Raw genomic sequence first — 21,809 nt, forward strand, 5'->3', positions numbered from 1 at the left:
TTCCTCGAAGTCGCTCAATGTTCCACTCCGTAGCACCGGCCATGATGGCTTTCAACAAATCCCTGACTGCACTCCGGGCGAAACCGTCCGACCGCGCGAAGGGCTCCGCGGAATCCACTGACCGGAAACCCTCGACGATTTCCCGATACGCTATGGATTCCTGCGGCTGCGCGGATTCCTGACCACAAACCAGGAACACCGGCATTCCCGACCGGACTTCAGACAGATTTGCCCACAATACCTGTGCAGGCTAACAGTGCGGTCTCCGCCGCCTCTACCCCTAAGAAGCCCCTATGGCGCCCGGGTGCGGGGCGGATATAGGGGTGTTCGGGATTCCCGCCCGGCCCTAGGGTCAGGATCGTGGAAAACGCTGTCCGGGTTGAGAATCTGGTGAAACAGTACGCGTCCAACGCACGCCGCGTGGTCGACGGCCTGAGCTTCGATGTGTATCGGGGCGAGGTGTTCGGACTGCTCGGCCCCAATGGCGCGGGAAAAAGCACCACGGTGGGGATGATGACCACCCGGGTGCGGCCGACCTCGGGCAGCGTCGTGATCGACGGTGTCGACGTGGTCGCGCGACCGAGGGAGGCCAAGCGCGTCCTCGCGGTGGTGCCGCAGCGCAACAACCTCGACCGGTCGCTCTCGGTGCGTCAGAACCTGCTGTTCCACGCCACCTACCACGGCATCCCGCGGGCCGAGCGGCGGCGGCGCGCCGATGAACTCCTTGAGCAGATGGGCCTGTCGGACTACCGCAAGTCGAAGGTCGACGACATGTCCGGCGGACAGGTGCAGCGCGTGATGATCGCCCGCGCCCTGATCCACCGCCCGAACGTGCTGTTCCTCGACGAGCCCGCGACGGGTCTCGACCCGCAGGCGCGCCTGTTCGTGCACGAGCGGGTCGCCGAGCTCGCCGAGCGCGGCGTGACGGTGGTCGTCACCACCCACGACATGGACGAGGCCGCCAAGCTGTGCGGCCGCGTCGGCATCGTGGACAAGGGCACCCTGCTCGCCCTGGACACCCCCGACGGTCTCGGCAAGCTGCTGCCCGCGCATTCGACGCTGGCCCTGACGGTGGAGTCGCCGTCGGGCCCGGCGCCCGTGGCGAAGCTCCTCTCCGACCTTCCCGGGGTGCGTCAGGTCGACGAGGTGGACCCGGAGAACCCGCCCGCTGACGGCGGCTTCCGGTTCCGCATCTATACGGACACCGAGCCGGTGGCGGCGCTCCAGCCGGCGCTCGCGGCGCTGACCGGCGGGGACTTCCGGGTGACGGACGTCGGCGTCGGAAAGGTGTCCCTGGAAGACGTCTTTCTCCATCTCACCGGAAAGAATCTGCGATGACTACGTCGGCCACGGCCGCACCGGCCTCGCGGCAGCTGCACACGTTCGGCGCCATCATGTGGCGCGACGTGTTTGTCGCCCTGCGCCAGTTCCCCACGTTCATCGGCCAGGCCATCATCCAGCCGTTCTTCACACTGTTCGTGTTCGGTGTGCTGCTGAGCGACGCGGGCTATGTGGACGGTGACTACAGCTCGGTGCTGCTGCCCGGCGTACTGGCCCTGAACGGATTCCTCGGCGGCATGCAGAACACGGCGCTGCCGCTCGTCGTGGACTTCTCCTACACGCGGGAGATCGAGGACCGGCTCCTTTCGCCGATCTCACTGAGCCTGGTGGCCGTCGAGAAGATTCTGTTCGGCGCGTTGTACGGCTTCGTGGCGTCGCTGATGATGACTCCGGTCGGCATGGTCCTGCTGGATCTGTCGTGGCCGATCAGCAAGACCGTTCCCGCCCTCGGCATCGCCGGGCTCGGCGCCCTCGCGGGTGCCTCGATCGGTCTGTGCCTCGGCACGTCGGTGAGCAGCGACAAGGTGGACGTGATGTTCACGCTGGTCCTGATGCCGCTGCTGTTCACGGGCTCGACGCAGTTCCCGCTGGTCGCCCTGGACGAGGTGCGCTGGTTCCAGGTGATCTGCGGCGCCAATCCGCTGTCGTACGCCAGTGAGGGCATGCGGGCCGTGACGTCGCCGAGCGTGGAGCACGTGCCGCTGCCGATCACGCTGATCGTGCTCGTCGGGTCGATCACGCTGTTCGCGTCCATCGGCATCCGCGGGTTCCTCAAGCGCGCGCAGACGTAGGCGGGTTCAGGGAGGACCACGGGCAGGGGGTACGGCGGAAGGGCCCCGGAGCGCATGCGCTCCGGGGCCCTTGCCGCGTCCCGGGAGGGACCGCCGCGCTGTCAGTCCTCGGGCAGATCGACCGGCGCGAGGTCCGCGAACAGGTCGCCGGGTCCGGGGTTCAACGGCATGGTGGCGCCGCCGAGGTGGCGCTGCACGCCCCAGACGGCGTTGAGGCCCGTCGTCACGGCGCCCTCGGCGAACCCCGCCGTCCAGGAGACGTCGTCGCCGGCGAGGAAGAAGCCGCGCTGACGCGGTGTCAGCTCGGCTTGCATGAAGTGGGTGAACAGGCGCCGCTGGTAGCGGTAGTGGCCCGGCAGGTTCGCCTTGAAGGCGCCCTGGAAGTGCGGGTCGGTCTCCCAGGTCACCGTGCGCGGAGGGGCGATGACGCGGGAGCGGATGTCGACGCCGGGGTAGATGTCGGCGAGCACGTCGAGGACGCCGTCCAGGCGCTCCTCGGGGGTCAGCGGCGCCATCTTCAGGGAGTCGTCGTTCCAGGTGTACGACAGGCACATCACGCCGGGGCGGTCGGGCCCGTCGTCGAAGAGGTAGACGCCGCGCGGCATCCGGTCGGTGAGGGTCGTGCTCATCACGTCCCGGCCGGTGCGCGGGTCCCGCTCGCGCCAGAACGGCCGGTCCACGAGCACGAACAGCTTGGAGGAGCCCATGTAGTGGCTGCGCTCCACGGCCGTCCACACGGGGGTGGGCAGCAGCGCCCGGTCGCAGCGGACGTTGGTGACCAGGGTCCGCTTGTGCGGCGTGAAGACGGCCGCGGGGAAGGCCTGGGAGGCGCCGCCGTGCTCTTGGACGGTGATGCCGCGCGCGGTGCGCTCGATCCGGGCGACGCCGCCGCGGGGGCCACCGCGGTGCAGGGACTCCAGGGAGGTGCCCGTCGGCCAGTGGGCGGCGTCGTCGGGGGCGTGCGACCACAGGCGCAGGGGCAGCTGCTGGGAGCCGCCGACCACGAGGCGGTGGTCGTCCTCGGCACCGGTGTAGACGACCCGCAGGATCTCCAGCATGGAGTTGGGGAAGTCGGTGTCCCAGCCGCCGGCGCCGAAGCCGACCTGGCCGAAGATCTCGCGGTACTTGAAGGACTGGAAGGAGGGCGAGTTGGCGATGAAGCCGTAGAAGGACTGGTCGTCGAGGGCGCGCACCAGCGGGTTCCAGATGGCCTTGATGGCGGCGGTGTCCCGGCGGCGGATCGCGTCGTCCATCGCGAACAGCTCGGCGTGCTCCTGGAGCGTCTTGTCCCAGGCCATCCCGACTTCCTGGTAGATGTCGGGGAGTTCGGTGGCGCGCCGGGCGTAGTGCCGGTCGCCGCCCAGGGCGACGACGGTGCTGCCGCTCGCGGCGGTCAGCGGGTTGGGGAAGGGCCGGGTCTCGAGGCCGACCAGGTCCAGGTAGTGCCGCAGGGCGAGCGCGGACGCGGGGAAGCGCATGGCGCCGAGCTCGGCGACGGCGTCGGGGTGGCTGTCGAAGGCCGCGGAGCGCATGCGGCCGCCCATCTGTCCCGTTTCGTACACCACGGGCCGCAGCCCGAGGCGCAGAAGCTCATAGGCGGCGACGAGCCCCGATATCCCGGCCCCGATCACCGCAACCGGTGTCCCGAACTCCGCTTCCGGTATTTCACCGAGCCCGTGCGCGCTGGACAGCCATTCGTCGTAGGCGAAGGGAAAGTCCGGGCCCAGCATGGTAATGGAATCTGCCGCGCCGGGACGTGAACTGCCGTTGAGGGCAACCAACGGATACTCCTCTGACCGTGGTGGAGGCCGGCCCGGCGGTACGTTCAGACGGCCGCGGTGAGCCGGGCTGCGGCAGCAGGAGAAGGGTCTGCGACGTACGCGGCCGAGCCTTGCCCCACGGGGCCGTCGGGCTCGCGAATCGCCTCCGATGCACGGCGCGTCTGACGGTGCCCTTGATTATGACGACGGCGTCCGGGGGCGGAGTAACCCCTCAACATCCCCTTACGCCTCCTACGTTCACGCACCTCGAGCCCCAGGGGCCCCTCGGCCACCACGGCGACGGGGCCGAAAAAGACACGCGACACGCAATGAGTACTTTAGTAGCGAGACCTCGATCCTGAAGACTGTACGAAAGTCAGGAGACGCCTTGGAATGATCTATGGTGTCCGCACCACGCGCCCCCAAGAGTTCCCGGTACTCAACTGTGCAACATTCGCAATGAAGGAGAGGCTTCATGCATCGAGGGTCGGACGGCCGAAGGTTCGCGGTGCATGATCACCGGCCGGGCGCCGAGCCCGGCGGAGCCCGGCCGGAACCCATGGCCCTGGAGGTACGGCACACGACGGACGGCGGGTCGGGGGCGTGCGGCAGCGATTCGGGGAGCCGGGAGCGCCTCCTGCGGATCGAGCCGCACACGAGCGTGGCAGCGGTCTCCGACGACGACTCCGCGGACCGCTTCCTCGCCCGACTGCTGTGCGACGACAGACCCGGCCGCGCCGTCTCGGTGCACGGCCTCGACCCGTGCGCCGACCCCGCGGCCGTGCGGCGGCTCGTCGGTGTCGTCTCCATGGGCATGCCGTTGCCCGAAGTGACGGTCCACGAGACGCTGGTGACCGCGGGCAGCCACAAGGGCCTCTCGCCGGAGACGGCCACGCAGCGCACGGCGGACTTAACGGACGTCCTCGGGCTCCGGGCCGTCGAGCGGGTCCCGGTGTCCGGCCTGTCCCCGGGGCAGCGCTCCCGCACCGCCCTGGGGTGCGCGCTGCTGCACGTACCGAAACTGCTGCTGCTGTGTCATCTCCTCGATGACGTGGACAGCACGTCGGAGAAGATCATCTGTCGGGTCCTGAGCCGCTACACGGCGTCCACCGGGACCGTGGTGTTCTCCACCCGCTCCTGGCAGATCGCCCACGCCGTCGCGGACCGCGCCTTCGCGGTCCACGACGGCGAGATGTGCCTGGCCTGCCGGTCTGCCGCTCACTGACCGAGCACGGCCCGCGCGCCGCCGGTCACACTCCGGGCGGCCGCGCCTCCCTCCGGTTCTCCACGCCTCCCCAGGTCATCGGATACTCAACTCCGTCTCCCCAGCGGATCGTTGACCGTGGAGAGCCATCAGCACAACGTTGTCATAGCGCGACGGTCCGTGGCCGGACACCCTGTCTGCACATCGTTCCAGCCATGTGGGCGCGCCGCGTCAGGGGGTGTCAGCACGCCGTGTCGGCGAGCAGATCGTGCGGCAGATCCTTGCGCCGGGACACATTCAGCTTGCGGTAGACCCGCGTCAGATGCTGCTCGACCGTACTGACCGTGATGAACAGTTTCCGCGCTATCTCCCGGTTGCTGTGCCCGAAGGACGCCAGTGAGGCCACGCGCCGCTCCGCGTCGGTCAGCTCCTCCGAGGGGCAGCTCTCGCCGTTGCCCGTCGGCCGTTCCACCGTGCTCACCTCGCCGTCGCCGTACGGCAGCAGCTGTTCGCACAGCGCCTCCGCCTGGGCGTCGCGCGCGATGCGCCAGGCCCGGCGCGCCATCATGCGTGCCTGTCCCAGCTCACCGAGGGCGTGGTGGGAGCGGCTGAGCGCTCCGAGGACCCGCACCAGTTCAAGCCGGTCCTCGCACTCCTCCAGTTCCTCGATCGCCTCGTGCAGCGCGTGGTGGTGGCGTCGCAGCCCGGCCACCTCGGCGAGCACCCGCAGAGTCAGCGCGCGGGTGCGCGACTGCCCCGGACCGCACTTGGCCAGCTGCTCCCTGACGAGCCGGTCGGCCTCGGCCTCGCCACCGGTGCGCAGGTGCATCTCCGCGGCGGCGGACCGCCACGGGACGAGCGCGGGCTGGTCGATGCCCCAGCGCGTCATCAGCTCCCCGCAGGTGAGGAAGTCGTCGAGGGCGGGCCGGACCCGTCCGGTGGCGGCGTAGAGCTGGCCGCGGGCGTGGATCAGCTCCAGGCCGTAGCGCGTCTCCGGCAGGCCGTCCGGCACGTGGTGGTCGAGGTAGGTCATGGCCTGGTCGTACTGCCCCATCGCGGTGTGCGCGGAGACCAGGGTGGCCAGGACCGAGCCGATGCCGACGCCCCAGCCGAGCGGCGTCATCCACGCGAGCGCGTTGACGGCGTAGCGGACGGCCTCACCGGCGTTGCCCTGCCTGAGCGCGATCTTCGCCCGGACCGCGGAGAGGGGTGCCTGCCAGCCCGGGCCGCCGAGCTTGGTGGCCTCGCGCAGGAGGGCGTCGCACCAGTGGGCGGCGCGGGTGAGCCGGTCGGAGTAGATCAGGACGTTGAGCGAGCAGGTCAGCGCCTCCAGGTTGGCGTCGTTGAGCGGGGCGCCCTGCAGCACGGCCTCGGCGAGGTCGACCGCGTGCGGGTCGGCGCCGCGGGTGAGCACCGTGGTCAGGGCGGCGCCCGCGCGGCTGCGGGGATCGCTGCCGCGTCCGGTGACAGTGTCGGGATTGCCGTGCGGGGCAGGCCAGTTGTCGGTGCCGACGCGCTCGCGCAGCGCGGGGTAGGTGGTGCGTACGCCACCGGCGGCGAGGTACGCGGAGACGGTGGAGGTCCCCTCGTACGCGCCCTGGCACTTGCGGGCGATCTCGGCGGCCTCCTCGAACCGGCCCTGCCAGAGCAGCCCCGCGAGGAGCGCCGGCACGGCCTGTTCGGTGAGCCAGCCCTCGTCGAACGCGGTGCGAAGGGCGCGCAGATGGGGGCCGACGGTGGACGGGCGGACCCGCCAGACGCAGCGCGTCAGTTCGGCCAGGATCTCGCTGCGCCGGGCGCCGCGCGGGCAGGCCTGTTCGGCGAGCTGCAGGCAGGCGATGGCGAGCGAGACGTCCTCGTCGCGGCGGGCGCGGGTGGCCGTCTCCCACAGCACGTCGAGGGACTCCTCGTCGGTGACCTCCCCGGCGGCGACGATGTGCCGGGCGACGACGGGCGGTTCGGCGCCGCCGCGGCGCAGCAGGTCGGCGGCGCGGCGGTGCAGGTCGATCCGGTCGTCGCGGGTGAGGTCGTCGAGGACGGCGGTTCTCGCCAGCGGATGCCGAAACGTTCCCGCCTCGGCGAGGCCTGCCGACTCCAGGGCGCGGCGGCTGAGCGTGACGGTCTCGTGGTCGAGTTCGAGCAGTCCGGCGAGTGCCGCGTCGGACGCGGCGTCGTCCAGGATCGCCAGGCCGCGGGCGACCGCGAGCACGGAGTCCTCGCCCCGGTGCAGGCAGCTGAGCACGGACTGGCGGTAGGCGTCGCCGACGGTGAGGGCGTGCACGGCGGGAAGGGAGGGGTCGGTGGGGGGTCGGTGGGCGAGGATGTCGTGGGTCAGGGCCCGGATCAGCAGGGGGTTGCCGCCGCTGACGCGGTGGGTTTCGGGGGCGAGGCGACGGGCGGTGGCCTCGTCCAGGTGCTCGCGCAGCATCTCGGCGGTCGCCCGCTCACCGAGGGTGGAAAGGCGCAGCTGGGTCAGTCGGGGGTGGCGCAGGAGTTCGGCGCTGAACATGGGGCGTTCGGCGCGCGGCCCGGTGCGCAGGCCGAGCACGATCACCAGGGGTTTGGCCCGCAGTTCCCGCATGGCGTGCTGCAGGCACTGCAGGGACGGGATGTCGGCGTACTGGACGTCGTCGACGAGGATCGTGAGCGGCCGGCCCTGGGCCGTGGCGTGCAGGGCGGCGGTCAGCGACCGCATGACGTGGGCGCGGACGTGCTCCTCGCGTTCGTGGTCGGGGTCGCGCAGCATGGCGGTGAACCTCGCGTCGTCGAGCAGTTGCTCCACGCGCGCGGCCGCGTCGGCCCCTCGCTGTTCCCCTTGGCCGGGTCGCACCCGGCCGTCCTGCTCCGGCAGGTCCTGCGGCCCCTCGGCCCGGCCCGCGGTCAGGAGCAGTTGGCCGAAGACGGCCATGGGGGTCCTGCGCTCTGCTCGTAAACCCGTCGCCTTGAGGACCGTGTGTCCTCGCGCCTCGGCCTGGTCGGCGACCCCGTTCAGCAGCTCGCTCTTGCCGGTGGCCACCGGCCCTCTCACCACAACAACACGGGAAGGCCCCTCCGCGCTGTTCGCCAGAACCTCCTCCAAGAGAGCCCATTCATCGACTCGCTCGACCAGGCTCATTGTGCGGTTTCCTCCCCGTAAGAAAATTTCGCAAAGTGCACTGGTGCCTTATTTGCATAACGCACTCTCAAGTATCCACTGGAACCGCTTCGCAGGATACCAGGGCATATTCCAGATATCTCTCCCGTGCTTCTGGCGGCACTCAGTCAACAACACAACTATGACTGAAACTTGACGACGAGGTAGCCCCGAAAGAAGTGAGCCCACCTCCCAAATCCGTCATGACTCGCAACGTTCAGCCCTCCCCATTCCGGCCCTGGGTGTGGTATTGGGCCCCCTGGTGACCGGCCCGCACATACGGAACATTGAATTCCAATTGAAAGAAAGGAGAAGAAGAACCGGCCACGAGCTCGCCGAACAGTGATCATCCAGCCATCCTGTCCGGAAACACCCCTGGCCACGCGCATGACCACGGAACCGGCCGACAGCACCCTCCTGCCCGCTCCGTGCCCGGCCAGTCCCCCCGCCGCCGAAGCGGAGCGGCGCATACCGGGCCCCTCGCGCGCCGTTCAACACCGCGCGGCGCAACCGTCGTTGCCCTCCCCGCGGGCCAGCCGGGCCGCTGTCCCCCACTGCGGCCGTTAAGGATGCGTTAGGTGTTCGTGTCCGGGAAAGTCCCTGACGGAGACTCCGTAACGGCCCTCTGAAGACAATCCAACGGCAATTTGACAGCAAAATTCACCAAGGAAGTCCATAGTGCTCGGCGGACTTCGGGAGGTGCACACCGGTTGTGCAACCGGAAGCGCCACTGCACACCCGGTCCAGACCTCTTCGAACCCGCCCCCGCACTGCCAGATGCGTCACATTGTTACGTCGCCGTTTCCGGCCACCGCTCCTTTTGTGACGGGGCCCCGGAGCCCAACTCGCCGCCGGCGTACGCGAACTCGGGAGGACGGCGGCGTCCGCATCCGCCCTAGGGGACGGATAGGGGTGGAGAGCCGCACAGGCCACGGATAGCCTCCGGACGGCCACCCCCCGGCCGACGGCGCGTTCTCCCCGCTCGGTCACCGGGGCTCCCCGTGCACAGCAGACAGGTTCACCGCCCGCAGCCGGCCCCCGTCGGTCAGGGCACGCCGATGTGACGCGCAGGCGCGCAGACCGTAGAGGACGACCATGGCGAGAATGCACACCGCGAGCTCCACCACCCCCCGGAGCGTGCCGCGGCAGGCCGACGCACCCCACCGAGGGAGCGTGCCCCGATGAGCGTGCCCGGCCCCGGCGCGGAGGAGGCGGAGGAGACCGGGGGCCCCACGCCCAGCACCCCGGAAGGAGCCGCCGTCCCCGACGGGGCCGCCCTCCTCGACCCGGCCCCCGCCGCCGACGGAACCCGCACCACCGTCACCGTGATCATCCCGACCTTCAACGAGGCCGGGAACGTCGAGGAGTTGCTGACGCGACTCGCCGCCGGGCTGCCCGCCCACCTCGACTGCGAGGCCCTGTTCGTCGACGACAGCACCGACGACACCCCGGCCGCGATCGAACGCGCGGCCCTCACCTGCCCGTTCCCCGTGAACGTCATCCACCGCGAGGTGCCGACGGGCGGCCTCAGCGGCGCCGTGGTGGAAGGCATGAAGGCCGCCGCCTCCGAGTGGATCGTCGTCATGGACGCCGACCTCCAGCACCCGCCGTCCCTGATGCCCGAGCTGATCGAGACCGGCCGCCGCGCGGGCGCCGATCTCGTCGTTGCCAGCCGGTACGCGGGCGGCGGCAGCCACGCCGGGCTCTCCGGCCGCTACCGGGTCGCCGTGTCCCGCACCTCCACGCTCGCGACCAAGGCGCTGTTCCGCTCGGCACTGCGCGGCATCAGCGACCCCATGAGCGGCTTCTTCGCGATCCGCCGCAGCACAGTGCACGCCCACTCCGACATCCTCAAGCCGCTGGGCTACAAGATCCTGCTCGAACTGGCGATCCGCTGTCGGCCGCGCGTCGTCGCCGAGGTGCCGTTCTCCTTCCAGGAGCGGTTCGCGGGCGAGTCGAAGTCGACCGTGCGCGAGGGACTGCGGTTCCTCGCCCACCTGGTGTCGCTGCGCACCACGACCCCCGTGGCCCGGATGGTGGTCTTCGGCCTCATCGGCCTGACCGGCTTCCTGCCGAACCTGTGCGCACTCGCCGCGCTCACCGCCATGGGCCTGCACTATCTGCCCGCCGAGGTGGTGGCCAACCAGTTCGGCGTGCTGTGGAACTTCCTGCTCATCGATCTGCTGCTGTTCCGCGACCGGCGCGGCCACCGCCACTGGGCCGACCGCCTGGGCCGGTTCGCGCTGCTCGCCAACGCCGATCTCGTCCTGCGCATCCCGCTGATCGCCCTGCTCGTCGACGGCGTGGGCATGTCGGTCCTGCCCGCCACGACCCTGGCTCTGCTCACGACCTTCGTCATCCGCTTCGTCGCCACCGAACTGCTTGTCTATCTGCCCCGGCGCGGCCGGGCCAAGGACGCGCTCGCTCCGGGCGCGGGGGCCGGGTCGGCGCGGGACGGCCTGGAGACGGCGCAAGGCCTGGAAGGACGGGAGAAGACGGAAGGCCTGGAGAAGGAAGGCCTGGAGAAGGAAGGCACGCCATGAGCCTCGGCACACAGCACAGCCCCACGGGGTCCGAAGCCCCGCACCCCGCCGGAGGGCCGCCCGCCCTGCTCGCGCGGATCGTGCCCGAGGACGTCGTGTGCTGCGAGTCCTTCGGCGACCCGGACGGCGTCGTCCTGCACCCCGACGAGCAGGCCCTGATCGCGCGTTCGGTGCCGGCGCGGCGCGCCGAGTTCACCACCGGCCGCCACTGCGCGCACCGCGCCCTGGCCGCCCTCGGACGGCCCGCCGTGTCGATCCTGCCCGACGCGCGGGGCTGTCCGGAGTGGCCCGAGGACGTCGTCGGCAGCATCACGCACAGCGACGGCTACCGCGGCGCGGCGGTCGCCCGCACGGACCGGGTCCGCTCGGTCGGCATCGACGCCACTGCGTGCGAGCCGCTGCCCGAGGGCGTCCTCGAAGCGGTGGCGCTGCCCGAGGAGCGGCGGCGGGTGGGGGAACTCCTGGCCCGGTGGCCCGCGGTGCGCTGGGACCGCGCCCTGTTCAGCGCCAAGGAGAGCATCTACAAGACCTGGTATCCCCTGCAGCGCGCGCCCCTGGGCTTCGAGGAGGCCGACGTCTCCTTCCACCGGTCGCAGGACCCGGACACCGGCACGTTCACCGCGCGGATCCTTCCTCCGGTGCGCGAACGGGGGTTCCCGCAGGAACTCACGGGCCGCTGGCTGGCGCGGGACGGCCTGATCCTCACCGCGATCACGCTGCGCCCGGCGGCCTAGCCCGTACGTACCGGCGGTCGGAGCCGGCACGTACAGGCATCGGAGCCGGTACGTACGGGCATCGGAGCCGGCACGTACGGGCATCGGAGCCGGTACGTACGGGCATCGAGCCGCGACGCGCCGACGGACGGGTCAGCGCAGGACGCGGTGCGCCAGTTCCTCGATGAGCGCGTCGGTCGAGTACGGCGCGAGCAGGTCGGGCACGGTCAGGTCGTCCACGATCAGGCCGAGCATGCCGAGGTAGAGCAGGACGACGCCGGTGCGGTCGCCGGGCAGGCCCGCGCCCAGGTGGAACTCGATGTTGGCGTCGAGCTGCCCAGCCATGAACCGGGTGAGTTCGGTGTGCAGTTCGGGGCGGCGGGTGGCCTCCAGTCGCAGTTCGAGCAGCGCGAGATGGCTCGCCCGGTCGGCCCGGGTCCGCTCGACGAGCTGCTTGAGGAGCGTCACGACCAGCGCCGTGTCCGGCTTCTCGGTCATGGTGTCGGCGAGCGCGGCCTCCTCCGGCGTGAGCCGTTCCAGGATGCGCCGCATGACCTGCGCGAGGAGCTCCGCGCGGTGCGGGAAGTAGTTGCTCGCGGTGCCCTTGGGCACCTCCGCCTCCGCGTCCATCGCCCGCAACGTCAGCCCCCGGGAGCCCTCGCGCGCGAGCACCTCGATCGCTGCGTCCAACAGCGCGGTGCGCCTGGCCGGGTTCTGTCGCATGACGGTCCTCTCCTGCTTCCTGTGCGGCGGCACCCCACCCTAACCACTGCGGGCGAAGTGCCATGCGAGGAGCGAGCCCGGGATGTGGTCCCGGGGCCCCGGGGGTGCTGATCCCGGGGAGCGGTCCCCGGGTGCAGTGCCGGGGCTCCCGGGCTGCTGATCCCGGAGAGAGTGCGTGGGGTCAGGCCCGCCCCCGCGCGCTCCACATCGCCAGGCTGGTGGGCACGGCCAGGACCGCGCCGGTGAGCAGCACGCCGGAGAGGCCGATGTGGTCGGCGACGAGGCCGCCGAACAGGGCGCCGAGGGCGATCGCCAGGTTGAACACGGAGGTGTTCAGGGCGGTGGCCGCCTCCGTCGAGTCCGGTGCCGACTTCAAGGATCCACGTCTGGACGCCGACGGGGACGCCGCCGAAGGCAGGTCCCCACGCAAGCAGCAGGACCGTGCCGCCGGCCGGGGTGCCGCCGACGAGGGGGAACGGGGAACACGGCGAGGACCGCGGTCAGGGCGACGCTGATGGTGCCGAGGGGCGCGCGGACGTCGCGCGCGGCGGCGGCGCCCGCGAGGAAGTCGCCCGCGATGCCCGCGACGCCGAAGCGGAGGAGCAGCGGACCCACCATCGACGCGTCGGTCCCCGAGACGTCCCGCAGGACGGGCCGGACGAAGGGGAGGGCGGCGGTGCTGGAGCGAGTGGACCTGGAGGCGCTCCTGACGGCGGCCGAGGAGCTGCACTTCGGCCGCACCGCCGAGCGCATCCACCTGACGACCGGACGGGTCAGCCAGACCATCCGCAAGCTGGAACGCCACATCGGGACACCCCTGTTGGAGCGCACCAGCCGCGACGTCCGCCTCACTCCGGCCGGACGGCAGCTGTACGACGACGTCCTGCCGCCCTACAGCACCCCCTGGCCGAACGGGACACGGTCTGCAGGGAGGACCTGGCCGCCGTCCGCCTCCCGCAGGCGAACCGCGCCCTGCCCCCGTACTGGCGCGCCGAGCGCACACCGCTCCTGACACCGTCGGGAGCCCCGATCGAGCCCGGCCCCTCCTTCGACACCCTCCAGGAAGCACTGTCCCTGATCGGCGCCGGACAAGGGGCCTGGGTGGTCGGCGCCCAGGCCACCCGCCACTTCGCCCGCCCCGACGTCGTGTACGTCCCCTTCGACGACGCGCCGCCCCTGGAGTGGGTGCCCACCTGGCTCACCACGACCCCGGCGGCCGCCGTCCACGCCTTCAACGAGGTCGTCCGGGAGGCAGCGGAGCAGTTCCGACTCGCCGCGGGTAGCTCCGACTCGCCGCGGGCAGCGCCGACTCCGACGGCTGACGCCCTCGCAACGCGCGTGCCGGTCCGGGGCGATGGGCCCTCGGACCGGCACGTGGGAGACCAGCGGTGCGCTAGACGGTCACGGCCACGTCCGCGCCGTCGGCCGTCTCGCCGCAGTCCTCGCCGAGCACGCAGCCCACCGCAGCGGTCGCCCCCGCACCGTCCGCCGCGTCGGGCTTCCCCGCGAACTGCGTCCGGTACAGCTCCGCGTACCGCCCGCCGACCGCGAGCAGTTCGTCGTGCGTGCCCCGCTCCACGATCCGCCCGGCCTCGACGACGAGGATCTGGTCGGCCGCCCGCACCGTGGAGAGCCGGTGTGCGATGACCACCGCCGTGCGGTCCGCGAGGGCCTCGGCGAGTGCGTCCTGCACGGCTGCCTCGGAGGTGTTGTCCAGGTGGGCGGTCGCTTCGTCGAGGATGACCACCCGCTGCTGGGCGAGCAGCAGGCGGGCGATGGTCATGCGCTGCCGCTCACCGCCGGAGAGCCGGTAGCCGCGCTCGCCGACGACCGTGTCGAGGCCGTCGGGCAGCGACCGCACCAGGGCGTCGAGGCGGGCCCTGCGCAGCACGTCCCACAGCTCGTCCTCACTCGCGCCGGGCCGGGCGAGCAGCAGGTTGGCGCGCACCGACTCGTGGAAGAGGTGGCCGTCCTGGGTGACCATGCCGATGGTGTCGCGCAGCGAGTCGGCCGTCAGGTCGCGGACGTCCTCGCCGCCGACGCGGACGGTCCCGGAGTCGGCGTCGTACAGGCGCGGAAGGAGCTGCGCGATGGTGGACTTGCCCGCGCCGGACGAGCCGACGAGCGCCACGGTCTGGCCGGGTTCGGCCCGGAACGACAGGCCGTGCAGGACCTCCTCGCCGCCCCGGCCGTCCAGCGAGGCGACCTCCTCCAGGGAGGCGAGGGACACCTTGTCGGCGGCGGGGTAGCCGAAGCGGACGTCGTCGAACTCGACGGCGACGGGCCCCTCGGGCACGGTCCGCGCCTGCGGCTTCTCGTCGATGAGGGGCTTCAGGTCGAGGACTTCGAAGACCCGCTCGAAGCTCACCAGGGCGCTCATGACCTCGACGCGCGCTCCCGCGAGGGACGTCAGCGGCGCGTACAGCCGGGTCAGGAGCAGCGCGAGGGAGACGACGGCGCCCGCTTCGAGCGTCCCGTCGAGCGCGAAGTACCCGCCGAGTCCGTAGACCAGGGCGAGCGCGAGCGCCGACACCAGGGTCAGGGCGGTGATGAAGGCCGACTGCGCCATGGCGGTGCGGACGCCGATGTCGCGCACCCGGCGGGCCCGCGCGGCGAACTCCTCGGACTCGTCCGCCGGTCGGCCGAACAGCTTGATGAGGGTCGCGCCGGGCGCCGAGAACCGCTCCGTCATCCGTGTGCCCATGGCCGCGTTGTGGTGCGCCGCCTCCCGCTGGAGCCGGGCCATCCGGGTGCCCATGCGGCGCGCGGGCACCACGAACACCGGCAGGAGCACCAGGGCGAGGAGCGTGATCTGCCAGGAGAGGGCGAGCATCACGGCGAGGGTGAGGACGAGGGTGACGAGGTTGGACACCACTCCGGAGAGGGTGTTGCTGAACGCCCGCTGCGCCCCGATCACGTCGTTGTTGAGCCGGCTGACGAGCGCGCCGGTGCGGGTGCGGGTGAAGAAGGCGACCGGCATCCGCTGCACATGGTCGAAGACTGCGGTGCGCAGGTCGAGGATCAGGCCTTCGCCCAGGTTCGCCGACAGCCAGCGGCCGAGCAGGCCGAGTCCCGCTTCGGCGATCGCGATGACGGCGATGAGCACGGCGTAGCGGACGACGGTCGAGGGCTCGGCGCCGGACACGATGGCGTCGACGACACGCCCGGCGAGGACCGGCGTCGCCACGGCGAGCAGCGCGGTCACGACACTCAGCAGGACGAACTGGGTGATGCGGCGGCGATGGGGCGCGGCGAAGGCGGTGATGCGGCGCAGCGTGGCGCGCGCGAAGGGGCGGCGTTCCTGCTCGGCGTTCATGACGCTGTGCAGCTGGGTCCAGGCTGTGGTCTCCATGCTCATGTGCAGCACCGTAGAACCTGAAGTTATCTTGAGGTCAAGCGCCGCCTCACGTGTCTCCGACTCCCCTGCCGCGCCGCTTGACCCGCCTGTAACCGGCACGTACTTTCGCTTCAATTCTTGAGCGCATCACTCCCGTTCCTCGTGTCCTGACGTGAGAAGGCGAACGCATGCGAGATGTACGAAGGCGTACCGTGCTGTCCGCGATCGGCGGCACCGCCGTCGCGAGCGGGGCCCTGAACTCCACCATCGCCGAGGCGGCACCGGGCTCGCCCGCCCCGGACACCGCCGCCGATGAGCGCGGCACCGCCCATGACGCAAAGGTCCGGCGCCTCCTCGACCGTATGACTGTCGAAGAGAAGCTGGGCCAGCTCCAGCAGCTCGCCTGGTCCTGGGACACCGGCCCGGGCGGCGGTGAGACCAAGGACGTGGAGGACGCGGCCCGCGCCGGACGGCTCGGCTCGGTGCTCTCGATCTTCGGCGCGAAGAGCAGCAACGCCCTCCAGCGCATCGCGGTCGAGGAGTCCCGGCTCGGCATCCCGCTGCTGTTCGGCCTCGATGTGATCCACGGCTTCTGGACGACGTTCCCGATCCCGCTCGCGCAGGCGGCGAGCTTCGACCCGGACGTGACGAGGAAGGACGCCGAGGTGTCGGCGAAGGAGGCCCGCTCCAACGGCGTGCACTGGACGTTCGCCCCGATGATGGACGTCACGCACGAGCCGCGCTGGGGCCGCATCGCCGAGGGCTGCGGCGAGGACCCGTTTCTGACGGCCGAGTTCGCCGCCGCCAAGGTCCAGGGCTACCAGGGCCCGGGCAAGGGCGAGTTCGCCGCGAAGGACCGCGTCGCCGCCTGCGCCAAGCACTTCGTCGCGTACGGCGGGGCCGAGGGCGGGCGCGACTACAACACGGTCGACGTGTCGGAGTCCCGGCTGCGCAATCTCCATCTCCCGCCGTTCAAGGCCGCCCTGGACGCGGGCGCCGCCACGGTGATGGCGTCCTTCAACACCATCGGCGGGGTTCCCGCGCACGGCAACGCGCACACCCTGACCGGCATCCTCAAGAAGGAGTGGGGCTTCGACGGCGTCGTCGTCAGCGACTGGACCGGCGTCCAGGAGCTGATCGCGCACGGCTTCGCCGAGGACGGCGCGGCCGCCGCCCGGCTCTCGCTGAACGCGGGCGTCGACATGGAGATGGTCAGCACCACCCTCCGCGAGCACGGCAAGAAGCTGCTGCGCGCAGGGAAGATCAGTGAGCGCCGCCTGGACGACGCCGTCGCCCGCGTCCTGCGGCTGAAGTTCGCCCTCGGCCTCTTCGACGACCCGTACGCCGACGAGGACGCCGCGATCGACGGGCCGACCGCCGCGACCCGCAAGGCCGCCCGGGAGACGGGAGCGCGCTCGATGGTGCTCCTCAAGAACGAGAGCACAGGCACAAGCGGCGGAGGCGGCAAGGTGCTGCCACTGAGGTCCGGCGCCGGGTCCATCGCGGTCGTCGGCCCGTTCGGCGACTCCGACGACCTGCTCGGCACCTGGGTGGTACCGGCCGCCGCGAAGAAGTACCCGTCGGTGAAGGTACTCGACGCGGTGCGGCGCGCGGCCCCGGACGCCAAGGTCACGTACGCGCGCGGTGTCGACCCCGAGGGCGAGGACACCGGTGGCATCCCGGCCGCCGTGGCCGCCGCCAGGGCCGCGGACGTGACGGTCGTCGTCGTGGGCGAGCCCCCGTCGATGAGCGGCGAGGCGGCGGCGCGCAGCGACATCTCCCTGCCCGGCGCGCAGGAACGTCTCGTCGAGGCGATCGCGCGGACCGGCAAGCCGTTCGTGGTCGTCCTGGTGGGCGGCCGGCCGCTGACCATGGGCGGCTGGCTGGAGTCGGCGCCCGCCGTCCTGGCGGCCTGGCACCCCGGCGTCGAGGCCGGGAACGCCGTCGCCGACGTGCTCTTCGGCAAGGTCAACCCGGGCGGCAAGCTGCCCGTGTCCTTCCCGCGCACGGTCGGCCAGATCCCGATCCACTACAACCACGAGTCGACGGGCCGCCCCTACAGCGCCGACAACAAGTACACGTCCAAGTACCTGGACCTGCCGCCGGACCCGCAGTTCCCCTTCGGTCACGGCCTCAGCTACACGACGTTCGAGATCGGCGCGCCGAAGCTGAGCCGCGCCACTGTCCCCGCGCGCGCCCTGCGCGACGGCGACACCCTGGAGGTGTCCGTCACCGTCGCCAACACCGGCCGCCGCAAGGGCGACGAGGTGGTGCAGCTGTACGTCCACGATGTCGCGGCGAGCATCACCCAGCCGGTGCGCAGACTGCGCGGCTTCCGGCGCGTCACGCTCGGCGCGGGCCGCTCCACCGTCGTCCGCTTCCGGCTCGGCGCGGCGGACCTCGGCTTCTGGACGAACGACACGCACGGCGAATTCCTCGTCGAGGAGGGCAGGTTCGACCTGTACGTGGGCGCAAGCTCCACGACGAAGAGCAAGGTCACGCTGACGGTGACGTGAGGGGGGCGCACCGGACGCACGCGAACGGGGGTGGGCGGCATCGGCCGCCCACCCCCGGTTCCGTCACCTGCCGGAGTGCTCAGCCCAATTCCAGCGTGGTGATCCCGAAGACCTTCTCGCGGGCGAACTCCCGCACCGGCCCCGTGTACATGCGCGCCGTGGCGAACGACGGCTTCATGCCGCGCGCCTCGGCGAGCGCGACGGCCTCGGTGTTCGTCTCCGGTACGTCCATGGCGACGGCCGCGCCGCCGGACTCGGCCGCGAGCGCGTCAAGGAGAGCCTCGGCGTCGGCGCGGGTGTCGGCGAACAGCGGGCCGACGCGCGGCGTGTCGCGCCCGGGACGCAGCACCCCGTACCCGGTGACACGGCCGTCGACGACGCTCGCGAGGGCGCGGTGGCCCGGCGCCGTCAGCCAGACGTCGAGGAACCGGGGCCGGTCGGCGGGGTAGCAGGCACCGTCGTACGCGGCGACGGCGTCGCGGCCCACGTCCGCCACGGGCTTGATGCGCGCGGACGGCGGGCCCGGCGCCACCACCGGGCCGACGTAGCGCAGGCTGCCGTGCTCCCGCTGGAAGCCGGAGCGACGGTAGTTGTCCTGCTGCGCCGGAACGCCGTCGAGGCCCACGACCCGGTCCCCGGCGTGGGCGAGGGCGGTCCGCCAGGTGACGATGCCGTGGCCGCGCCCGCGCAGGTCGGGCCGGACCAGGTAGAAGCCGAGGAAGGCGTACGCCGGACCGTAGTTGACCACCGAGACGGCCGAGACCGGCTCGCCGTCGACGTGGCCGACGAAGAACCCGTCCGGGTCCTGGGCGAAGAACGCCGCCGCGTCGCCCGCACCCGGGTTCCAGCCCTCCCCCGCCGCCCACTCGGTGACCGTGCGCCAGTCGTCGGGCGTCGCCGTCGAGACGACGAGCTGTCCGGGGGTCGCGTTCTCCATCGCCGTACCTTCCTTGAACGGGGGTCCGTCTGCACGCGCGGGTGATCCGCCTCATCGCACGGGTCCTCCGCCCGACCGGGCCGTTCCGTGCCGCGGCCCCATCCTGCCCCGCCGGGCGCGGTCCCGTCCGGCGCGCCGAGCCGATCAAGCCGTCCGTGTCACCGGCCAGTTGCTGTCGCGGGGCGGACGGCGCCGCGGGCCGGTCCGTGTCACGAAGGCGCCCCCGGCAGGCCCATCGCGTCGGCGAGCGCCTCCATCTCGGCCTTGAGGAGCGTGCCGGGGCGGTGCCCCATCCCCCCGAACAGGCCCTGCACTTCGAGGCTGATGATCCCGTGCAGCCGGGCCCACGCCGTCACCGTGCCGGCGAGCGCCGTCGCCGGATCGACGTCCGGGGCCCAGGCCTTGACCCACTCCTCGACGGCCGGGGTCCCGTTCAGCCAGAACCGCATTTCCGCACGCAGCTCCAGGGCGGCGCCCGCGCAGTTCCCCTGCCCGAGCACGCCGAGCAGCGGGCCGAGCACCGCGCGGGCCCGGTCGGTGGTCTCCGCGGGCGCCTGGTAGCCGGGGGACGGCGTACCGGCCAGGAGCTGGTAGACGTGCGGCGCCCCGATCGCCCAGGCGCGCAGGGCCGTGCCGAGGGCGAGGAGCCGGTCCCGGGGCGGGGCGTCCGCCACGCGGTCGGCGGCCTCACGCATGGCGGCGGCCGCCGCGTCGTAGCCGTCGCAGATCAGCTCGGTGAGGAGGTCGTCGCGGTTGCGGAAGTACTTGTAGAGGGCGGGGCCGGTGAGGCCGAGCCCCTTGGCGACGGCGTTGAGGCTGAGCGCGGGTGCGCCGCCCGCGCGGATCTGCTCCAGGGCGGCCGCCTTGATCTCGCCACGCACCTGGTCGCGGTAGCGCTGGCGCGGCGTGGAGGGGGAGGCGGGGGAGGCGGCGGGGGGCGAGGTGCTGCTGTCGGCTGCCACGGCTGTGGCCCCTTTCCCTGTGTCTCGACTGTCGCTTCAGTTAGAGACTCTAACTCCAGAGAAGGGGGGGATTGACACCGACCCCAAAGAAGCTCATGCTCTAGTTATAGCTTCTAACTGACGCGAGAATAGCTATCACCTGAGAGAGGCAAAGCCATGCGTGAGACCCACTCGATCGCGAACCAGCCGACGGCCACCCCGGCACCCGGCGCCACGAGGGCCACGAGCGCCATGTCCGGCGAGAGCGGCGAGACCGTCGTGACCGAGGTCGTGCTGCCCGGTGTCGTCGAGCCCGACGGCGTCGAGGTCCGGCATGTCGCCGCCCCCACCCCGGGCCCGAGCGAGGTGCTGCTCGCGATGGAGGCCACCGGCGTCTCGTTCGCGGAGCAGCAGATGCGGCGGGGGAAGTACTACGACCAGCCGCCGTTCCCGTTCGTGCCGGGATACGACCTGGTCGGCCGGGTCGCGGCGATCGGCCGGGGGGTCGACCCCGCGCTGGCCGGGCGCCGGTTCGCGGCGTTGACCAAGACCGGCGGCTGGGCGAGTCACGTCGTCGTGGCGGCCGCGGACCTCGTCGAGGTGCCGGACTCGGTGTCGTCGGCGGACGCCGAGACGCTCGTCGTGAACGGCATCACGGCCTGGCAGATGCTGCACCGCACCACCAAGGTCGAGGCGGGCGACACGATCGTCGTGCTCGGTGCGAACGGCGGCGTCGGCTCCGCCCTCGTCCAGCTGGCGCGGATCGCCGGTGTCCGGGTGATCGGCACGGCGTCGCGGCGCCACCACGACACGCTCCGCGCGCTCGGCGTCACCCCCGTCGACTACCGCGACCCGGACCTGCGCGGACGGCTGCGCGGCCTCGCGCCGCACGGGGTGCGGGCGGTCTTCGACCACGTCGGCGGCGAGGGGATCGTGGACTCCTTCCGGCTGCTCGCCCCGGGCGGGACCCTCGTGTCGTACGGCACCGCGTCCACCCGCGACGCCTCCGGGTCCGCCAAGGCCCCCGTCCTGAAGCTCTTCGCCCGCCTCGCCCTGTGGAACGCGCTGCCCAACTCGCGGCACGCGCACTTCTTCAACATCTGGGCGGGCCGGCGCCGCACCGACGCCTTCCGCGCCCGGCTCGGCGCCGACCTCGGGCAGGTCTTCGCGCTCCTCGCCGAGGGCAGGCTCACGGCGCAGGTCGCCGCGCGGATCCCGCTGTCGCGGGCGGCCGACGCGCTGCGGCTCGCGGAGTCCGGCACGGTCGCGGGCAAGGTCGTCCTCGTACCGGACGAGGTCCGGGACGAGGTCCGGGGCGAGGTGCGGGACGAGGTGCGGGGCGAGACCGGGGACGAGGCGGGGACCGAGGCGCGGGACGCTCAGTCCGGGCGATGAGGGGCCACCGCCAGGGCCGCGGCGGCGGTCAGCGCGACCAGCAGGCCCCAGACCGCGGGCGCCGACTCGGTGACGTAGGCGACCCACGGGCCGTACCAGCCGTAGCCGAAGAAGCCGAGCCAGACGAGCACACCGCAGGCCAGGGCGGGGACACGGCCCAGCGGCGTCATGAGGACCACCATCCCCGCGACGACGGCGACCATGCACAGGGCGATGGTGCCGTTCCGGCCGGAGCGGCCACGGTCGCTGCGCACCGCGAGGACGACACGGCCGACCACCCCCGCGCCTTGGGCCGCCACCAGGATCAGGGCAGCCGTCCCCGCCCCGACCGAGGCCGCCTCGTGCAGGTGCGGGACGGTCAGGACACCCACCGCGTACTGCACCGGGATCATGGTCGTACCCGACAGCACGATCCCGGCCCCCACAGGCGCGCACCCCCTCCCGGCCCCCACAGGCGCGCACCCCCTCCCGAGTC

Annotated in this window: 16 protein-coding genes; 8 read left to right on the plus strand and 8 right to left on the minus strand. The window is 71.9% G+C overall.

Going from position 1 to position 21,809, the window contains the following annotated elements; translation table 11 throughout:
- Positions 1–390 precede the first annotated feature (390 nt).
- Both QUY26_RS04810 and QUY26_RS04815 read left to right on the plus strand, forming a co-directional pair.
- On the plus strand, positions 391–1,338 hold the full coding sequence (locus QUY26_RS04810) for an ABC transporter ATP-binding protein (protein ID WP_289943853.1): 948 nt from the start codon (positions 391–393) through the stop codon (positions 1,336–1,338).
- A complete protein-coding gene (locus QUY26_RS04815) occupies positions 1,335–2,132 on the plus strand; it encodes an ABC transporter permease (protein ID WP_289943854.1) in 798 nt (265 codons plus the stop codon). The genes QUY26_RS04810 and QUY26_RS04815 overlap by 4 nt, the downstream gene beginning before the upstream one ends.
- A gap of 101 nt (positions 2,133–2,233) precedes the next feature.
- On the opposite strand, the gene QUY26_RS04820 is transcribed toward QUY26_RS04815, so the two are convergent.
- Entirely contained in the window at positions 2,234–3,862 is a 1,629-nt protein-coding gene (locus QUY26_RS04820) for a flavin monoamine oxidase family protein (RefSeq protein ID WP_289943855.1), read from the minus strand.
- A 505-nt stretch (positions 3,863–4,367) separates the two neighbouring features.
- Here QUY26_RS04820 and QUY26_RS04825 point away from each other — a divergent pair.
- On the plus strand, positions 4,368–5,117 hold the full coding sequence (locus QUY26_RS04825) for a hypothetical protein (RefSeq protein WP_289943856.1): 750 nt from the start codon (positions 4,368–4,370) through the stop codon (positions 5,115–5,117).
- 220 nt (positions 5,118–5,337) lie between these two features.
- Here the strand turns inward: QUY26_RS04825 and QUY26_RS04830 are convergent, their stop codons facing one another.
- On the minus strand, positions 5,338–8,211 hold the full coding sequence (locus QUY26_RS04830) for a helix-turn-helix transcriptional regulator (RefSeq protein WP_289943857.1): 2,874 nt from the start codon (positions 8,209–8,211) through the stop codon (positions 5,338–5,340).
- A gap of 1,199 nt (positions 8,212–9,410) precedes the next feature.
- On the opposite strand from QUY26_RS04830, the gene QUY26_RS04835 reads away from it, so the two are divergent.
- A complete protein-coding gene (locus QUY26_RS04835; RefSeq protein WP_289943858.1) occupies positions 9,411–10,772 on the plus strand; it encodes a glycosyltransferase in 1,362 nt (453 codons plus the stop codon).
- Complete coding sequence (locus tag QUY26_RS04840) at positions 10,769–11,506, plus strand: 4'-phosphopantetheinyl transferase family protein (protein WP_289943859.1); 738 nt, start codon at positions 10,769–10,771, stop codon at positions 11,504–11,506. Before QUY26_RS04835 ends, QUY26_RS04840 begins: the two co-directional genes overlap by 4 nt.
- 132 nt (positions 11,507–11,638) lie before the next feature.
- On the opposite strand, the gene QUY26_RS04845 is transcribed toward QUY26_RS04840, so the two are convergent.
- A complete protein-coding gene (locus QUY26_RS04845; RefSeq protein ID WP_289943860.1) occupies positions 11,639–12,208 on the minus strand; it encodes a TetR/AcrR family transcriptional regulator in 570 nt (189 codons plus the stop codon).
- 181 nt (positions 12,209–12,389) lie between these two features.
- The gene (locus QUY26_RS04850) at positions 12,390–12,584 is read right to left on the minus strand and encodes a hypothetical protein (protein ID WP_289943861.1); all 195 of its coding nucleotides are present in this window, start codon (positions 12,582–12,584) and stop codon (positions 12,390–12,392) included.
- A 201-nt stretch (positions 12,585–12,785) separates the two neighbouring features.
- Here QUY26_RS04850 and QUY26_RS04855 point away from each other — a divergent pair, with 201 nt between their 5' ends.
- Positions 12,786–13,220: a helix-turn-helix domain-containing protein gene (locus QUY26_RS04855; RefSeq protein ID WP_289943862.1), complete on the plus strand. Its 435-nt coding sequence runs from the start codon at positions 12,786–12,788 to the stop codon at positions 13,218–13,220.
- A 381-nt stretch (positions 13,221–13,601) separates the two neighbouring features.
- Here the strand turns inward: QUY26_RS04855 and QUY26_RS04860 are convergent, their stop codons facing one another.
- Positions 13,602–15,566 (minus strand): ABC transporter ATP-binding protein, encoded by a 1,965-nt coding sequence (locus QUY26_RS04860; protein WP_289943863.1) that lies wholly within the window; start codon positions 15,564–15,566, stop codon positions 13,602–13,604.
- Between the two features lie 341 nt (positions 15,567–15,907).
- On the opposite strand from QUY26_RS04860, the gene QUY26_RS04865 reads away from it, so the two are divergent.
- Complete coding sequence (locus QUY26_RS04865) at positions 15,908–18,061, plus strand: glycoside hydrolase family 3 N-terminal domain-containing protein (protein ID WP_436840485.1); 2,154 nt, start codon at positions 15,908–15,910, stop codon at positions 18,059–18,061.
- Positions 18,062–18,140: 79 nt separating this feature from the next.
- On the opposite strand, the gene QUY26_RS04870 is transcribed toward QUY26_RS04865, so the two are convergent.
- On the minus strand, positions 18,141–18,998 hold the full coding sequence (locus tag QUY26_RS04870; RefSeq protein ID WP_289943865.1) for a GNAT family N-acetyltransferase: 858 nt from the start codon (positions 18,996–18,998) through the stop codon (positions 18,141–18,143).
- 209 nt (positions 18,999–19,207) lie between these two features.
- Positions 19,208–19,960 (minus strand): TetR/AcrR family transcriptional regulator, encoded by a 753-nt coding sequence (locus QUY26_RS04875; RefSeq protein WP_289943866.1) that lies wholly within the window; start codon positions 19,958–19,960, stop codon positions 19,208–19,210.
- A gap of 231 nt (positions 19,961–20,191) precedes the next feature.
- On the opposite strand from QUY26_RS04875, the gene QUY26_RS04880 reads away from it, so the two are divergent.
- Complete coding sequence (locus tag QUY26_RS04880; protein WP_289955483.1) at positions 20,192–21,334, plus strand: medium chain dehydrogenase/reductase family protein; 1,143 nt, start codon at positions 20,192–20,194, stop codon at positions 21,332–21,334.
- Here the strand turns inward: QUY26_RS04880 and QUY26_RS04885 are convergent.
- Positions 21,319–21,726 carry a hypothetical protein gene (locus QUY26_RS04885; RefSeq protein ID WP_289943867.1) on the minus strand — a complete coding sequence of 136 codons (408 nt, stop codon included), beginning with the start codon at positions 21,724–21,726 and terminating at the stop codon, positions 21,319–21,321. The genes QUY26_RS04880 and QUY26_RS04885 overlap by 16 nt on opposite strands.
- Between the last annotated feature and the right edge of the window lie 83 nt (positions 21,727–21,809).

Source organism: Streptomyces flavofungini, assembly GCF_030388665.1.
GTDB classification, from domain to species: domain Bacteria; phylum Actinomycetota; class Actinomycetes; order Streptomycetales; family Streptomycetaceae; genus Streptomyces; species Streptomyces flavofungini_A.

Coding starts and splice junctions, on each gene's coding strand:
- QUY26_RS04825 (WP_289943856.1), top strand. CDS start 4,368: ATGCATCGAGGGTCGGACGGCCGAAGGTTCGCGGTGCATGATCACCGG.
- QUY26_RS04815 (WP_289943854.1), top strand. CDS start 1,335: ATGACTACGTCGGCCACGGCCGCACCGGCCTCGCGGCAGCTGCACACG.
- QUY26_RS04820 (WP_289943855.1), bottom strand. CDS start 3,862: ATGCTGGGCCCGGACTTTCCCTTCGCCTACGACGAATGGCTGTCCAGC.
- QUY26_RS04860 (WP_289943863.1), bottom strand. CDS start 15,566: ATGAGCATGGAGACCACAGCCTGGACCCAGCTGCACAGCGTCATGAAC.
- QUY26_RS04870 (WP_289943865.1), bottom strand. CDS start 18,998: ATGGAGAACGCGACCCCCGGACAGCTCGTCGTCTCGACGGCGACGCCC.
- QUY26_RS04865 (WP_436840485.1), top strand. CDS start 15,908: ATGACTGTCGAAGAGAAGCTGGGCCAGCTCCAGCAGCTCGCCTGGTCC.
- QUY26_RS04885 (WP_289943867.1), bottom strand. CDS start 21,726: ATGATCCCGGTGCAGTACGCGGTGGGTGTCCTGACCGTCCCGCACCTG.
- QUY26_RS04880 (WP_289955483.1), top strand. CDS start 20,192: ATGTCCGGCGAGAGCGGCGAGACCGTCGTGACCGAGGTCGTGCTGCCC.
- QUY26_RS04845 (WP_289943860.1), bottom strand. CDS start 12,208: ATGCGACAGAACCCGGCCAGGCGCACCGCGCTGTTGGACGCAGCGATC.
- QUY26_RS04855 (WP_289943862.1), top strand. CDS start 12,786: ATGCCCGCGACGCCGAAGCGGAGGAGCAGCGGACCCACCATCGACGCG.
- QUY26_RS04840 (WP_289943859.1), top strand. CDS start 10,769: ATGAGCCTCGGCACACAGCACAGCCCCACGGGGTCCGAAGCCCCGCAC.
- QUY26_RS04830 (WP_289943857.1), bottom strand. CDS start 8,211: ATGAGCCTGGTCGAGCGAGTCGATGAATGGGCTCTCTTGGAGGAGGTT.
- QUY26_RS04835 (WP_289943858.1), top strand. CDS start 9,411: ATGAGCGTGCCCGGCCCCGGCGCGGAGGAGGCGGAGGAGACCGGGGGC.